This is a genomic window from Clostridium fungisolvens (assembly GCF_014193895.1).
Taxonomy (GTDB): Bacteria; Bacillota; Clostridia; order Clostridiales; family Clostridiaceae; genus Clostridium_AR; species Clostridium_AR fungisolvens.
In genome coordinates this window covers 266145-282024 of the sequence record NZ_BLZR01000001.1, presented here as the reverse complement: position 1 = coordinate 282024, position 15880 = coordinate 266145, and the positions used below count along the sequence as shown (strand labels likewise).

Annotated in this window: 10 protein-coding genes; 1 reads left to right on the top strand and 9 read right to left on the bottom strand. The window is 30.0% G+C overall.

The features are described from left to right. Positions 1 to 25: 25 nt before the first annotated feature. The 4 genes from bsdtw1_RS01090 to bsdtw1_RS01075 form a co-directional block, all read right to left on the bottom strand. Complete coding sequence (locus bsdtw1_RS01090) at positions 26 to 874, bottom strand: CheR family methyltransferase (protein WP_183275755.1); 849 nt, start codon at positions 872 to 874, stop codon at positions 26 to 28. Continuing rightward, the gene (locus bsdtw1_RS01085) at positions 868 to 4536 is read right to left on the bottom strand and encodes a response regulator (protein ID WP_183275754.1); all 3669 of its coding nucleotides are present in this window, start codon (positions 4534 to 4536) and stop codon (positions 868 to 870) included. Before bsdtw1_RS01085 ends, bsdtw1_RS01090 begins: the two co-directional genes overlap by 7 nt. 387 nt (positions 4537 to 4923) lie before the next feature. Further along, positions 4924 to 5730, bottom strand: coding sequence for a sugar-phosphatase (yidA, locus tag bsdtw1_RS01080; RefSeq protein ID WP_183275753.1), 807 nt, complete (start codon positions 5728 to 5730; stop codon positions 4924 to 4926). 157 nt (positions 5731 to 5887) lie between these two features. Then, a complete protein-coding gene (locus bsdtw1_RS01075) occupies positions 5888 to 6139 on the bottom strand; it encodes a hypothetical protein (RefSeq protein WP_183275752.1) in 252 nt (83 codons plus the stop codon). A 720-nt stretch (positions 6140 to 6859) separates the two neighbouring features. Here bsdtw1_RS01075 and bsdtw1_RS01070 point away from each other — a divergent pair. Next, a complete protein-coding gene (locus bsdtw1_RS01070) occupies positions 6860 to 7414 on the top strand; it encodes an ATP/GTP-binding protein (protein WP_183275751.1) in 555 nt (184 codons plus the stop codon). Between the two features lie 16 nt (positions 7415 to 7430). Here bsdtw1_RS01070 and bsdtw1_RS01065 read toward each other — a convergent pair whose 3' ends face one another. From bsdtw1_RS01065 to glcT, 5 genes are all read right to left on the bottom strand, one after another. Beyond that, positions 7431 to 8975, bottom strand: coding sequence for a diguanylate cyclase domain-containing protein (locus bsdtw1_RS01065; RefSeq protein ID WP_183275750.1), 1545 nt, complete (start codon positions 8973 to 8975; stop codon positions 7431 to 7433). A gap of 309 nt (positions 8976 to 9284) precedes the next feature. Continuing rightward, positions 9285 to 10880 carry a peptide chain release factor 3 gene (locus bsdtw1_RS01060; protein WP_183275749.1) on the bottom strand — a complete coding sequence of 532 codons (1596 nt, stop codon included), beginning with the start codon at positions 10878 to 10880 and terminating at the stop codon, positions 9285 to 9287. Between the two features lie 854 nt (positions 10881 to 11734). Next, positions 11735 to 12625 carry an IS1/IS1595 family N-terminal zinc-binding domain-containing protein gene (locus tag bsdtw1_RS01055; RefSeq protein WP_183275748.1) on the bottom strand — a complete coding sequence of 297 codons (891 nt, stop codon included), beginning with the start codon at positions 12623 to 12625 and terminating at the stop codon, positions 11735 to 11737. 553 nt (positions 12626 to 13178) lie between these two features. Continuing rightward, positions 13179 to 14672, bottom strand: coding sequence for a PTS transporter subunit EIIC (locus tag bsdtw1_RS01050; RefSeq protein ID WP_183275747.1), 1494 nt, complete (start codon positions 14670 to 14672; stop codon positions 13179 to 13181). Positions 14673 to 14965: 293 nt separating this feature from the next. Continuing rightward, on the bottom strand, positions 14966 to 15811 hold the full coding sequence (gene glcT / locus bsdtw1_RS01045) for a glucose PTS transporter transcription antiterminator GlcT (RefSeq protein ID WP_183275746.1): 846 nt from the start codon (positions 15809 to 15811) through the stop codon (positions 14966 to 14968). Positions 15812 to 15880 lie beyond the last annotated feature (69 nt).

Sequence of the window (15880 nt, the reverse complement as noted above, 5' to 3'; positions counted from 1 at the left end):
TCCAGCTTTAATTAAATTTTATAAATCATTCTCCATACTTCTTTCTATAAATTCTTTCCGAATAATCAAATTCCTTAAACCTATCTATGTTATTTGAGTGTTTAATACTTTCTCTTGAGCCTAAACAAAGAAATCCTCCATTACATAAACTATCTGAAAATAAATCCAGTACCTTATCCTGTAGTTGTCCATTAAAATATATAAGAACATTACGGCATATTACAACATTCACTTCAGCAAAGATTCCATCAGTTACTAGGTTATGATCAGCAAAAGTTATTTTTTTCTTAAGTGCCTGATCCATTATCACAGAATTATATTTTGCTATGTAATAATCAGAAAAAGAATTTTTTCCTCCAGACTTCTGATAGTTGTAAGTATACTTTTTAATATCATCGATAGAGTATATGCCTTCTTTAGCTTTTTTTAAAACTTCGTTATTAAAATCTGTGGCATAAATTTGTGTTTGCTCATACAAGCCTTCCTCTTTCAATAAAATTGCCATGGAATAAACTTCTTCTCCGGTAGAACAGCCAGCATGCCATATCTTAACAAAGGGATATGTTTTTAAAATAGGCACAACTTTCTCTCTAAACTCATTATAGAAACTAGGATCACGAAACATTTCAGTAACATTTATAGAAAGATCTCCTAGCATTCTATAAAAAAAGCTTTTGTCATATAGGATTTTATATTGCATATAGGATATACTTTCTATGTTTTCTTCAAGCATCCTCTTAAGAATCCTTCTTTTAACGTGTGCTCTAGAATAGTTTCTAAAGTCATATCCATATTTTAAATATACTCCCTCAAGTAAAAGTGAAATTTCTATATCTTCATTTTCTTGTTTATATATATCAAGATCTTTTAGCATTTATATAACCACACCCTTAAAAGTGAAATAAGTTTATCCATATCAATAGGCTTGGTTAAGTAATCATCAGCACCAGCTTCTATACATTTTTGTCTGTCATCCTTCATTGCCTTTGCAGTTATTGCTATTATAGGTATTCTTCGATTTTTCTCTTTTTCTCTCAGCTCTCTCATAGCATCGTATCCATCCATCTCTGGCATCATTACATCCATTAAAACTAAATCTGTATCAGGATGTTGCTCAAACCTTTCCATAGCTTCATTACCATTTCGTCCAACAATTACTTTCAGACCATTGTTTTCTAAAATATTTGAAAGAGCAAATACATTTCTCATATCATCATCTACAATAAGAACTTTTTTATCTTTTAGACAATCCTCTTTATCGTAATCTATATCTTTCAATTCAATATCTTTACTATTGCTTTTATTATCTAAGCTATGTATAAACAAGCTAGCTTCATCAATCAATCGTTCAACAGAATAATTTCCTTTTATTATAATACTATCTGCATACTTGTTAAGATTTTCTGCGTCTTCTTTTGCAATTCTTTTATTGGTGTATATTATTATAGGTATAGTTATGTAATTATCATATCTTAGCCTAGTCAATAGCTCTAAAGCTCCCATATCTTTAAGTTGCAGATCTAAAATCAAGCAATCAAATTTATGAGCCCCCAGAAGGCTTTCCACTTCCGATCCACTATTTGAAATATAACACTTACAGCCTTTTTCCTCTAAGATGTTAACAATTGCAGCAGCTTCATCATCACTTTCATTAGCAATAAGAACCTTGCTACCTTGTTTTAAGTTTTCTTTTTCAATCTTAATAAACACTGTATTAAGTTCATTCATATCCACTGGTTTTTTTAGATAACCAATTAAGTTGTTCATATCCTTACGCTGCATGATATCTTCTCTACCGGATATTATGTGTACTGGAATGTTCTTAGTGACAATATTGTGTTGAAGCATCTCTAAAACCTTCCATCCATTTATATCTGGAAGTCCTATATCTAGTAGTATTGCTTGAGGTCTATGCTTAATAGCTTTCTCTATTCCGTCTTGTCCATTTAATGCTACTATTGTCATATAACCTTTTTCAATAATAAGTTCCGAAAGAACGCTTACAAATTGTTCATTGTCTTCAATTATAAGTATTGATTTTTCATCATATGCTATTATATCTTTATATTGATTGTTTGCTATAGCCTCTTCTTTAGGTAAATTTATAAAATCAGTTTCTGCAACCACTTCCAATGAAGCTTTTCTTAAAATATCAGTATTTATATTATCATCGCTAATATCTACGGATTCCAAGCTATTATAATAATCCACAGGCATAGTTAGTTTGAAGTTACTTCCTCGTCCCACTTCGCTTTCTAGTGTTATTGCTCCACCAAGAAGTTGCGCTAGTTGTCTAGATATAGATAGCCCCAGTCCCGTTCCTCCATACTTTCTACTGGTACTTCCGTCTGCTTGTTTAAAGGCTTCAAAAATTATATCTTGCTTATCTTTTGGTATACCTATACCCGTATCAGATATAGATATATTTATGTACTTGCATCTTTCCTGTTTAAAAGACTGGCTTTCTTGATGAGTATCACTGACTTCTAACTTACTGGAAGAACTTATATTTATAGCAACTTCTCCTGCACTAGTAAACTTGAAAGCATTTGACAATAGATTATTCACTATTTGCTTAAGTCTTTGTTCATCTGTATTTATGAATTTAGGCAAATGCTTGCCTAATTGTATGTTAAACTTAATTTGTTTTTCATTAGCTATTGGCATGAATGATCTATTTAATTGATCTACAAAATCATATATATCTACTTTTTCAATAGAAATATCTAACTTTCCCGCTTCAACCTTTGATATATCCAAAATATCATTAATAATATTCAATAGATCCTTACCTGATGAATTAATTGTTTTCGCATATTCAAGTTGCTTCTCTGTGACCGGCTCATTCAGCTTCTTCTCTCCAAGTAGTTTTGATAAAACCAATATACTATTCAATGGAGTTCTAAGCTCATGAGACATATTAGCCAGAAATTCTGATTTATATTTATTAGCTAATTCAAGTTCATCAGCTTTTTCTTGAATATCTAGTTTAGCTTTTTCTAAATTTTTATTCTTGGTTATTATATTTTTCTTTTGTTCCTCTAGTATTTGTGTTTTCTCTTCTAATTCTTCATTTATCATTTTCAGTTCTTCTTGTTGAACCTGCAAACTTTCCTCTGATGCTTTTAAAGCTTTTGTCTGTAGGCTTAGTTCAGTATTATTTTGTCTTAACTCTTCCTGTTGTGCCTGTAGCTCTTCGGATTGTATTAAAGTCTTGTTTAATAATTCATTCATCTTAATCTGTGCTTTTAATGAATTTATACTCATCGCTACATTTGAACTTATTTGATTAACAAACTGCAATTTTAAATCACTTAATTTACCCAATACACCAATTTCTATTATTGCTTCAACATTTCCCTCATACATACAAGGAACTACCAATATATTATTAGGCGATACCTCCCCTAATCCAGAAACTATTTTCATGTAATCTTCTGGCACATCTCTTATTATTATTGGTTGTTTCTCTAAAGCTACCTGTCCTACAATTCCCTCTCCAGATTTAAATTCACTTATTGTTTTTTCATTTTCCCTATAACAATAACTTCCGATTCTCTTAAACACTTCATCTTCATTTCTAATATAAAGCGCCCCAATTTGAGCTTCAGTATATTTTGAAATATGCTTAATAATATCTCTAGATAATTCTTCAATATCTTGTTTTCCTCTAATATGTTCATTTAGTTCTGCTTTTCCTACCTTTAACCAAGTTTCATTTTTATTTCCGTCTATTAATTCTTTAAGCTTCGTCATAAATTTATTAAAGTTTTTAGACATATCCCCTAATTCATCTTTTGAATCTATATTTAATCTAACTTCTAGATCTACATCACCTTCAGCTATCTCCTTAAAAGTATTAGTAACAATTCTCACAGGATTAACAACCATTCTAATTACTAAGGCCGCTATAATAAATGCGAGTATTGTTGCAAATCCACCACCTGAGGTCATAATATATTGGGTTTGCCTCTCCATTATCTTTAAAGCATTATCTCTCTCCCCTAAGGTCTTATATTCTTTCTGATTAATATCATTTAGAACTCCTCGTATACTGTCCATCTTTTGTTTGCCGAATCCTGATTGAATAGTTTTGATTAAATCAGATATTTGAGATGTTCCAGAAGAAACGTTTTCTCTGACAGCTATTATATCTTTATCTTCCCATTCAGACCATTCCTTATAGTATTTATCCACCATAGCAAGTCTTATAAGTTGATCTGGACTATCTTTAGACAGTTCTTGCATTTTCGTATAGTGATCTTGATAATCAACTTTCCCTTTATAAAAGGGTTCTAAAAAAGTTTTATCACCAGTTATTACATAACCTCTTGCACCGGTCTCCATATTAATCAAACTCGTAAGTATAGCATCAGATTCACTAATCACCTTATAACTATGAACACTCCAATCCACAGCTTCTGATTCTTTTCGAAAATTTATATATGAATATGCTATTACCATAATCATGATCATGGTCACAATTCCAAACCCTAAAAACAATTTTTGTCCTATTTTTAATTTTTTTAATAGCAAAATATTCTCCTTCCATATGCAAAAACTTATTATAATTTCTGTTATTATTTCTTATTATATATATGATATCTAATATCAATAATAATGTAAAAGGATATTTCAAGCTGTATAGGAATTGTTATATTTTATAGGGAAACTTTTCTGTAAATAAGTTCTGTTTTTTACTATATAGCCATAAAACTTCTAAAACCATTGAAGCACTTCGGTTCAGCTAACATGATTTTTTTGATTCTTAATATAGTAAAAAAAGAACTGATCAACTGTAAAACAAATTGATCAATTCTTTTCTATTAAACTAATTCATATTTAATTTTATCAAATAAAGCTTTGTCGCTTCATCGAAATTTCTATTTTGAGTCCAATGATGGAATCGGTATATCTTTAGCTTTAGCAAGCTAATATAAACTTTTCTATAACTTCAGCAACCCCATCATCTTCATTAGTTGATGTTACATAGTTAGCGATTTGCTTTACTTCATCGAAAGCATTGCCCATGGCAACACCAAGTCCTGCAAATTCTATCATATGTAAGTCATTACCTGCATCCCCTACACAAATAACTTCTTCTTGCTTAATACCTAGGTAGTCTGCAAGGGCTTTAACACCTTCACCCTTATTACTCTTCTTGTTTAAAAATTCTAAGAAGTAAGGAGCACTTCTAACAACTGTGTACTTGTCATAAACTTCTTTTGGTAACTTTTCTATAGCTGCTTGTAGTATTTCTGGCTCATCAATCATCATTATCTTTGATATATCTGCATCACTATCTACCTTATCAAAGTCAACTTCTGATACATCAATACCATTTATAGTTCCTTCAACTTCTGTGTATTTACTCATCTTAGGAGTTATACATCCTGTCTTATCAAAAGCATGTATGTTTACTCCTAATTCCTTGCTTAGTCCATAAAGGTATGCTATATCTGTACCTTTTAATATATTCTTTGAAATTACTTCCTTAGTTTTTGTATTTTGAATTAATGCTCCATTAAAGCTTAATACATAATCATCTTCATCAATTAAATTTAAAGCTTCTAAATATCTAGTTATACCTTCAATAGGTCTTCCAGAAGCAAGTACAACTTTTACGCCTCTTTTTTTAGCTCTTGCTATCGCTCTTTTAGTTATATCAGAAACCGTCTTATCTTCTTTTAGTAAAGTACCATCCATATCTATTGCAATTAGTTTGTACATATATACTCAACTCCCGTAAAATTATTACGAGTTCATTATAGCACTTATGTACAGATTACTTTTAAATGGAAATATACTTCTATACCAGAACACCTTTATTTTGAAACGATTTCACTCGTTTTTTTGTATATTATAATATATTGAGTTTTCTAATAATTTAATCTGCAAAAACCTTTACTTTCTTTGGCTTCTTATATCCCTTAATGAAAAATATACCATATAGCAGCAGCAAAAATCCTATCACTATTATGGCTATACTTACTTCAAACTTTTGCTTTGTAAAAGTATCATTGTTAAAGCTACTGTTGTATCTAGTTAAAATCGTTAATGCAATTCCAGCCCCCATACTTATTACAGAATATAGAATAACAGCAAATTTATATTGTCTAGGCATCTTTACTTTTTTCATATTACCCCTCCTATAGATATTACTTCATCATATACTTCTTATGATTTTAATAAATTATATTATTGTTTTTTTAACTTATTCACACTTTTATGTAATTTTTTACATATAATAATTATTGCCTTATTTCATACATTGCTATACTTACTCTAAAATAAATATTTAATATAGTTTTAATAATGAATTCTCTTTAATTAGCTAATTGGCAATTTCATACAAATAATTATAAGCCTGTCCATATACTTTTTGAATATATATTCATAACAGTTATTAATGCATTTAATAACAAGATTTATCACTTCCTTATAAAATAATGATGAACTTTGTTATATTAAATAATCGATTTATACCATGAAGTTTAATTAATTTCATTAGTGTTATTTAAAGTAAGGATATTTATTTGTACTAAATCAATTTAGTTCCTTGTAAGTTCATTAGAATGATGTATAATATCTTCTTTTATTCTAAGATGTTTTATTAATACTAATGAGGTATAAACCTTAATAAAAACATTGAATTCATATAAAGATTAAAAACATTAATCTGAAATTTGTTTTCAAAACTCATCTCGGTTCTGAAATTATTGCTGACATATTTTTAAATCAAGGATCTAGAACATCTACATAATTGAAAATCATGTCCAAAACTGCTATAATAACCTTGTTTTCACAAAATTATAGATTCCAGATTTGAGTTGGAAATTATTTATTCGGGGGTTTAATGATGCCAATTAGAATTGCAATTCTAGGTGGTCCTAGGTGTGGAAAAACCACATTAATACAACAACTGTACGTAGATTTGAAAATTAAAGGTTTAAATGTAGGTGCTGCAAGTGAATACAGTACTGAATACCTTAGAGAAAAAGGCATGATAGAATCTATCGCTGAACAATATGGTATTTATTTAGGACAAAAAAACATAGAAGATTCATTAAGTAGTTTTGATTATGCTGTAACTGATTATGCTACTTTTGTACCATACATATATGGGCGTTTTATGTTAGGTGATAAAAAAAGAACTTCAAAAGATAAGGAAATCTTAAAGGACCTTTACGCTCTTGCTCTTAGAGATTTGGACAATTATGACCATATCTTCTTTGTGCCAAGAGAATTTGGATATACTAAAGATGGCGTAAGATGGCAAGATGAAACTGCCGCCGAAGGCATTGATTATGCTATAAAGCACTTTTTAGATTCAGAAAATGTTAATTATAAAGTTATTGAAGGTAATACAAAAGAAAGATCAGAAAAAATCATAGAAATGATTAATTTGGAATAAATTAAAAGCTTGCACTTTATTTAAGTGCAAGCTTTTTTTGATTCTTCATCTTATACATTTCTTTGTCTGCCCTACTTATTAGCTCATCCACTGTACTACCTTCTTCAGGGAAAATACTAGCTCCTAAACTAGCCGAAATCCTTAAGCTAATATTATCTCTAATTACAGGTTCAATAAATACCTGTGATATGCTGTTCATCACTTTATTCAAATCTTCAAAACTTAAAATATCATACACTAAGATTGCAAATTCATCTCCACCTAATCTAGCTATTAATGACTTTTCACTTAATGCCTTTTTTAACCTGTCGCCTACTTGGCAAAGCAAATAATCTCCAATCTCATGTCCATAAGTGTCGTTAACTGTTTTGAAATCATTCAAATCTGCAAAAATTACTCCAAGCTTTTCTATAGATATATTGTGTTTTGAAATTGCTTCCTCAAACCTCTCAACAAAATGTTTACGATTAGCTAAACCTGTTAAAGAATCATGGTAAGCCAGCTGTGTCAGTCTTAGTTGCATTTCCTCATGCTTTATAACTTGTTTTTCTAGCTGTTTTTTTACAGTAATATCATGACCTATTATAACAATTCCAATAAGTTCCTTAGTTAAATTATCAGAAATTCTAGAAACAGAGATTTGCATAGGTTTTAATTCCAAATTTCTATCAATTAGGTTTACTTCTTCAATCATTCTTTCTGCAGTATTTCTTATATCCACTAAATTTAATATAACATCTCTTTCCTTAAAAAAATTAGCAATATGCTTATTTACTATCTTGCCTTTTGGTATTCCCACTATGTCAGCAGTTCTATGATTTATCTTTGTTACTTTTCCCTCTGGGGATAAAAGAAAAAATACATCCATCATTTCCTCTAACACTTCATCTAGAATTATATTTGGAGAAATTTTCAAAAAATGAAATTTAAGAATTGAGTAATATATTCCTAATATCATAGGAATTGCATATACTTGTCCTATCGCTGGAAATAACTTCAAATGAATTGTATTTACAGATATTACTCCAATAATGTTTAAAAGAAAAGAAATTGCTCCAGTTATTAATATAAGCCTACCTTGGCTTCTTTCTCTGATGCTTGTCTGCTTTAAGCTCCAAAGTGCTACAAGAATCAAGGCTATAGTCAAATATCCATTATTATAAACAATATCATATAAACTATAAAATCTCTGTAACCTTTGAGATACCTGTATCTCTCCCCATATTATAACTCTCATATAAAAAATTATAATTGCTGGCACATATAATAAAAACTGTGTTGATACTTTATTAAATATCTTATTATCTATAAAACGTAGGATCAAATGTAAAGTTGATGCGCTGAAAAATATCCAGCCTATTGCGGAGAATCTAGTCCAAAAGTCCGAATTCACCACATTTCCATAAGCATAAACATACCCAAAAGACCAAAAGGCTAAGCTAACGCAAATAATTAAGAATAAAAGGCTCTCAATATTCTTCTTTATATTAAAAAAAGAATATACACCTATATAAATATAAAATATAAAAGCTATAAAAGAAAGAAGTTCCTTTACATTCATTCTCATTACCTCTCAATATATGTATATATATGAAATATTTATAATCTTGATTCGACATTATATCACATATTATTATTATTTACTATTGATTTTTTCTTAAAAATCAATAACTAATTAAATATATTAAAAGCGTTCTCGCCTATTTTGTCTTTTTTTATTCTTTAATTTTATACTATGCTTAAGTTTATTTACATAATTGCCCACAAATATAATTGAGATATAATTTCCTAAAGAATAAAAAACACTAATAGCATTAATTTAAAATACTATTAGTGTTAAATTTACTTTTTATAAAATAATTTTTAAAAATTATTCTTCTGTCTTACCAATATCAGAAAGTACGAGACCTTTATTATGATCAAGAGCCCAGCTTATACCCCAGTCATTTTGGAATATAAGAAGATTTCTATCCCTAAAGTCCTTAACTTTTTTTGTATCTGAAGTTAAGTTTAACTTATCAACATCTATATCTTCATTTTCAATCCATCTTACATATCTATAAGAAGATCTATCCATCTTAATATCAACGTTGTATTCATTTTTTAATCTGTATTCAAGAACTTCAAATTGAAGTACACCTACAACTCCAACTATAATTTCTTCCATACCAACATAGTATTCCTTAAATACTTGGATAGCCCCTTCTTGAGCTATCTGAGTTACACCTTTGACAAATTGTTTTCTCTTCATTGTGTCAACTGGTCTTACTCTTGCAAAATGCTCTGGAGCAAAGGTTGGTATACCTTCAAACTTAAACTTTGAACTATTGGCACATAAAGTATCTCCAATAGCGAATATACCTGGATCAAATACACCTATTATATCTCCAGCATATGCTTCTTCAACAATTTCTCTATCTTGAGCCAAGAATTGTTGAGGTTGTGCAAGCTTTAACTTTTTACCACCTTGAACATGATTAACTTCCATTCCCTTTTCAAACTTTCCTGAACATATTCTCATAAAGGCTATTCTATCTCTATGAGCTTTATTCATGTTTGCTTGAATCTTAAATACAAAGGCTGAAAACTCCTCTTTGAAAGGATCTACTTCACCTTGGTTTGATTTTCTTGGAAGTGGTGAAGAAGTAAGCTTTAAGAAGTCTCTTAGGAATGGCTCCACACCAAAGTTTGTAAGAGCTGATCCGAAGAATACTGGTGATAACTCTCCACTTCTTACTTTTTCTATGTCAAAATCGTCTCCTGCAATATCAAGAAGCTCAACATCTTCCATTAGCTTATTATGTAACCCTTCACCTAGAAGATCTTTAAATACAGGATCAGAAACATCACCTTCAACTGCATTTACTGCTGTCTGTCCATGGTTTCCACCGTTAAACACCTCTATAGAATTCTTATTTCTTTCGTATACTCCTCTAAAATCTTTTCCCGAACCTATAGGCCAATTCATAGGATATGATTTTATTCCAAGTTCTCTTTCTATATCTTCTAATAATGTAAATGGATCTTGTGCTTCTCTATCCATCTTATTTATAAACGTAAATATAGGAATTCCTCTTAAAGAACAAACATGGAAAAGCTTTCTTGTTTGATCTTCTACTCCCTTCGCTGCATCAATTACCATTACTGCACTGTCTGCTGCCATAAGGGTTCTATAAGTATCTTCTGAGAAGTCTTGATGTCCAGGTGTATCTAATATATTAATACAATATCCATCATAGTTAAACTGCATAACCGATGACGTAACTGATATACCTCTTTGTTTTTCTATTTCCATCCAGTCAGAAACAGCATGCTTAGATGCCTTTCTAGCCTTTACTGATCCTGCAAGTCTTATAGCACCTCCATATAATAGAAGCTTTTCTGTAAGTGTAGTTTTACCTGCATCTGGGTGAGAAATTATAGCGAAGGTACGTCTTTTCTCTATTTCTTCAACAAAATCTGCCACAGCTAATCCTCCTTTATTAATGAACAACATAAACCATTTCTTAAATTCAATAATAATCTTAAACGTTGCGTAAAATTATATTATACCATAAATAATTATTACATTGGTTCACTCTCCAAAAAAGGTCTACGCTAAAATAGCAAAGACCTCTATTTAAATTGCATTATGTCCATACATATATATTTAACTCAAAACAAGCTAATTATAGCAATTTACAAGGAAGTTTTCAATAATATATGAACATATATTACAAAATCACCATGTTATATCTGTTTTTCTTATTAAAATATTTACTAGATCAAATAGGATGGTAGTTATATCCGTGTATTTTAGCAGAACAAACACACCATTATCTTCCATATCTCTATGCCTACAATCTATTTTTTCTTTATACAATTATTTATCAATTAAATGTTGTTAAAAATTCATAGATAAGTGGACAACCTTGTACCTTAATTTGTGTTTTAAATAATCTTCCCCGAACCTATCACACCCCAATAGAGTTTTAGATACAGCTTTCGAATAAAATTATATCTCTTTTTAATCACTTCATAGTGATCTTAACTGTTTTAAAAGCTTATCAATTTCTTCGGAGTACTAGTGGCTGCTCTGCAGTCTTGTTAATTTCTTCAGAGTCATACTACTCTCCATTCTTTTTAATTTTTTTAAAGTCACAGTAGCCGCTCTACAGTATTATTAATGTTTTATAATGCTGTAAGTCTCTTACAACTTTACTAATTCTCATCACCAGCAAGAGTTTATCTTTAATAATGTTAAATTATAATCAAATAAACATCCGAGTTGGCGATATACCTCTCATGGATTATTCGAAATCATATTAAGCTATAGCTTCTTTAAAAAAGTGAATTTATGATTCTTATTTCATCAGTTTTTATAAATCTATTTCCTTCAAATAATCTATCATATATCAAATCCATGTAATCAAGCACCTTATCCAAGTTCATGATTATAAAGAAACTAAGGTATCTTTTCAGATATTTTGATGCCACCCCATGGAAGATTGATAGCCACTTTTTCAAATTTGGCCAAAGATATTTTATTCTATACTCGGTTTCTACCTTAATTGATTTATTTCTATTATGTCTTAATGCAACTGAATTTATATATCTGTCTCCATATGGTGCAATGTATGATTTCTTTTCTATTTTGCAGTAAACTTTCTCATTGAAAGCTCTTCGATCCCACTGATATTTAAATATCGGTTTTATAAACATAGAGTCTTCTTGTCCTTTTGCACCAATAACCCAAATGTCCTCTCTTGGAGTTGATGAAGCAATTATTTCTGCATTTCTACATCCTTTAAAGCTTTCTTTTATAATAACTTTTCCTACATGTACAACTCCCGATAGAGTATCTGGAATGGAATCTAGACTTAACGCTTGAAGTATTTTATGTCTCCAATAAAAAGCTGTCCCAATACTTATATTTAGCTTTTCAGCGCAAAATTTTAAAGTCTTATTTTCTGTCATTAATTCAGTAAATTCCATCCAAGTTCTAGCATTCTTTTTTGAATAACTCCACAATGAATTAGTTGTACGGGAAAAGGTTTTTTGACACACTTTGCATTTGTATCTTTGAATTCCATTATAAAAACCATATTTAATATACCAATTTGATTCACAAATTGGGCAAACTTCTACAACTCTATCTTTATAAAAATCTCTTTTTAGAACCTTGTTAGTATGCAGATCAAACTTTTTTAATTCAACGTCATGCTGTAGCAAAAGGAACACCTCTCTAAGAAAATTTAATAATTGAGCTATCCTCTTAATGCTTGCCACATGTTAATGTTTTTAATCAGTACCAACATTTATTTAACAAATTCTTATATGTTGTAAAAACTGATTGAAGTGACCTTCTTCAGTCAGTTTTTCGCACATCTACATTATTTGAACATTAGTGAAAAAATTCTTACAGAAAAATAAATTTTATTTCTTTCCTGTCGTTTAATATGTACAGATGTACAAATTCGAACCGCAATCTATCTTAAAAACTCTCACGGCTTTTTGTAAAAGAATTTAAAAATATAAATTTAAATCCGAATTGGTACTTCAATATCTTCATTTTTCAAAGTTGTATTCTTGATATTTAAATAAGCCATATCACCAAATTGAAACTCGGTGATATGGCTATATTTTCTTGAAATTTAAGTCAAAACTTTAATGTCATACTCTATTATTTTCTTAATTAATTATTTATTCACATACTTAATTAGTCATTTAATTAATTAAATAGTTTCTTAATTAATTGAGTCAATAGTTATTCATTTAATAAAAATTATTTATTCATTAATTTCTTTATTTGTGAAACAAGTGGATCTGCTAATGTTCCAACAACAACCTGAACATTGTTTTCACCAAGTCTTGATATACCTGATGCACCTGCTTGTTTTAAAGCCTTTTCATCTAATTTTGATGTATCATTTAAAGTTAATCTTATTCTAGTTACACAAGCATCGATAGATTCTACATTGTTCTTTCCACCTATTGCAGCTAATATAACTTCTGCTTTATCAGATAATTTGCTAGACTTTGAAGCACTACTCTTTGTATCAGTAACAGCTTCATCATCATCTTCTCTACCTGGAGTCTTAACGTCAAACTTCTTAATATAGAATAAGAAAATGAAGTAGTAAATAACAGCAAATACAACACCTACTAAAGCAATACCTATAGGGTTATGAGTATTTGGTTTACTGAAGTTTAAAGCATAATCTATGAAACCTGCTGAGAAACCAAAACCTAATTTCATGTTTAATGCATAAGTTACAGCTCCTGCTACTCCAGTTAATACTGCATGGATAGCATATAGAGGAGGTGCTAGGAACATAAATAAGAATTCGATTGGTTCTGTGATACCAGTTAAGAAGGAAGTTAATGCTATACCTAAAAGCATACCTGTAACTTCTTTTTTCTTTTCTTTTTTAGCTGCAGTAATCATAGCTAAACAAGCAGCTGGTAATGCAAACATCATTATTGGGAAGAATCCAGTCATGAATGCACCTGAGTTTGGATCCCCTGCAAAGTATCTAGTTAAATCTCCTCTAACTACTTCGCCTGCTGCATTTGTAAATGTACCAAATGCAAACCAGAATATTGAGTTCATAACGTGATGTAATCCAAATGGAATTAATAATCTGTTTAATAGTCCAAATCCGAAAGTTCCTACTGGGCCAGCATTAGCAACTGTGTTACCAAATGCATCTAAACCGTTTTGTATAGATGGCCATACATATCCTGCCACTACCCCTAGCACAATCATCAAGAAAGAGGTAACTATAGGTACAAATCTCTTACCACCAAAGAATCCAAGGAATTGTGGTAATTGGATATCTTTAAATTTGTTATATAAAAGTCCTGCGGTTATACCGGCTATGAAACCTGCGAAAACTCCCATGTTTATAGCTGGATTTATAGCTGATCCAACTTTTTGTAATACTAAGAAACCTACTGCTGCTGATAATGCTGAAACTCCATTGTTTTCTTCAGCAAGACCTATTGCTATACCAATTGCAAATAATAATCCTAGGATTGATATTGGTGTAGCTGTTGGTCCTTTACCAAGATATAATGTACCAAAAATAGCATCTCCAGCTTGTGCAATTATTGGAATACCATTTTTCATTAAATATGCATTTCCTGTCCATCCCCAAACATCGCTTTGACCTAATCTAAGCAATATTGCTGCAGCTGGCATTACTGCAACTGGTGTCATGAGGGCTTTACCTATTTTTTGAAGGAAAGCTAAGGTTCTGTTAGTTTCTTTACTCATTTTTCAACACTCCTATTACTATTAATTTTGTAAAGAAAAAATAGTTAATTAATAAATAAAATTAGATAATTGCTATGACTTTCTTTCTGACGATTAATTCTTTTATAATAATATATGTTATTACGTAAGTTTTTATTAAAACAAAAAAAGCCGAAAAGGGAAAACTCCCTTTTCAGCTAATGCCCTAACTTAGGTAACACGCCGAAAGAAATAAATCAATCAAGCTATTCATCTTTACAAAACTTATTATATATCATATTAATAAATATTGCAACGTTTTCAATGAAATTTTATTATATATTTTTCAATCTTTCTATGTGAATGGCAAGATACGCAACTTCATCTACAGTGACTTCTGCTTCTAACTGTTCTTCTATTACTTTTGCAGCTTCTTTTGCTAGCTTATACGACTGTTTATAACGCCTTTTTATAGTGTCTTTAAGTTCATTCTTAATAGTTTTATTCGTCACAATTCTCTCACAAGCAAATCTAACATGAGTTATAAATCTTGCGTAGTCTAGTGATTTTCTATCAATCTTTAAATTGAGTTCCTCTTCTATAAATTCTAAAATCGAATTATTTATAAAGCTGTATTTCATAGTGTTTGACAACTTTCCATTCTTTCTAGCAGAATGTATATGTAGTGCTATAAATCCAACTTCACCGTCAGGAATCTCAACTCCTAATTCTTTTTCTAGTCTTACAGACGCTTGCTTTGCAAGTTCGAATTCTAAATTATATAAAGTTTGGATTTCACTAATAAAAGGATTCTGTATTTCTTCTTTGTTCCTCAATCTCTTTACCGCAAAATCTATATGATCAATAAGCCCAACATGAATGTTTTCACTTAATTCTTCTCCTAATTTATCTGATATATCTCTTATGATTTCTTCACAAAGTGCTACGAAAGATTCATCATTTCTATTCACTATTTCTTTAAAATTGTTTTTGTTTTTTTCATCTTCTATGGTAAATATTTTTTCTACTAGAGTGCCACTTTTAATAATGTCTCCTAGTTTTTTATTAAATCCAATCCCTTTTGCAAATAATATCTTTTCACTCTCATTATTTGTTGCTAAAACAATGTTGTTGTTAAAGGCTTTTATTACAGACCAGTCACAGTTAAGTTTTTTAACCATACTTATCACCTCTACAATATTGTAACACCTAGTTTTATTTTTTCTAGTACCTTCTAATTATTTTGTATA

Bases quoted from the DNA above. Each gene is read 5' to 3' on its own strand.
- bsdtw1_RS01090 (WP_183275755.1), bottom strand. From the start codon at position 874: ATGCTAAAAGATCTTGATATATATAAACAAGAAAATGAAGATATAGAA.
- yidA (WP_183275753.1), bottom strand. From the start codon at position 5,730: ATGTACAAACTAATTGCAATAGATATGGATGGTACTTTACTAAAAGAA.
- bsdtw1_RS01075 (WP_183275752.1), bottom strand. From the start codon at position 6,139: ATGAAAAAAGTAAAGATGCCTAGACAATATAAATTTGCTGTTATTCTA.
- bsdtw1_RS01070 (WP_183275751.1), top strand. From the start codon at position 6,860: ATGCCAATTAGAATTGCAATTCTAGGTGGTCCTAGGTGTGGAAAAACC.
- bsdtw1_RS01065 (WP_183275750.1), bottom strand. From the start codon at position 8,975: ATGAATGTAAAGGAACTTCTTTCTTTTATAGCTTTTATATTTTATATT.
- bsdtw1_RS01050 (WP_183275747.1), bottom strand. From the start codon at position 14,672: ATGAGTAAAGAAACTAACAGAACCTTAGCTTTCCTTCAAAAAATAGGT.
- glcT (WP_183275746.1), bottom strand. From the start codon at position 15,811: ATGGTTAAAAAACTTAACTGTGACTGGTCTGTAATAAAAGCCTTTAAC.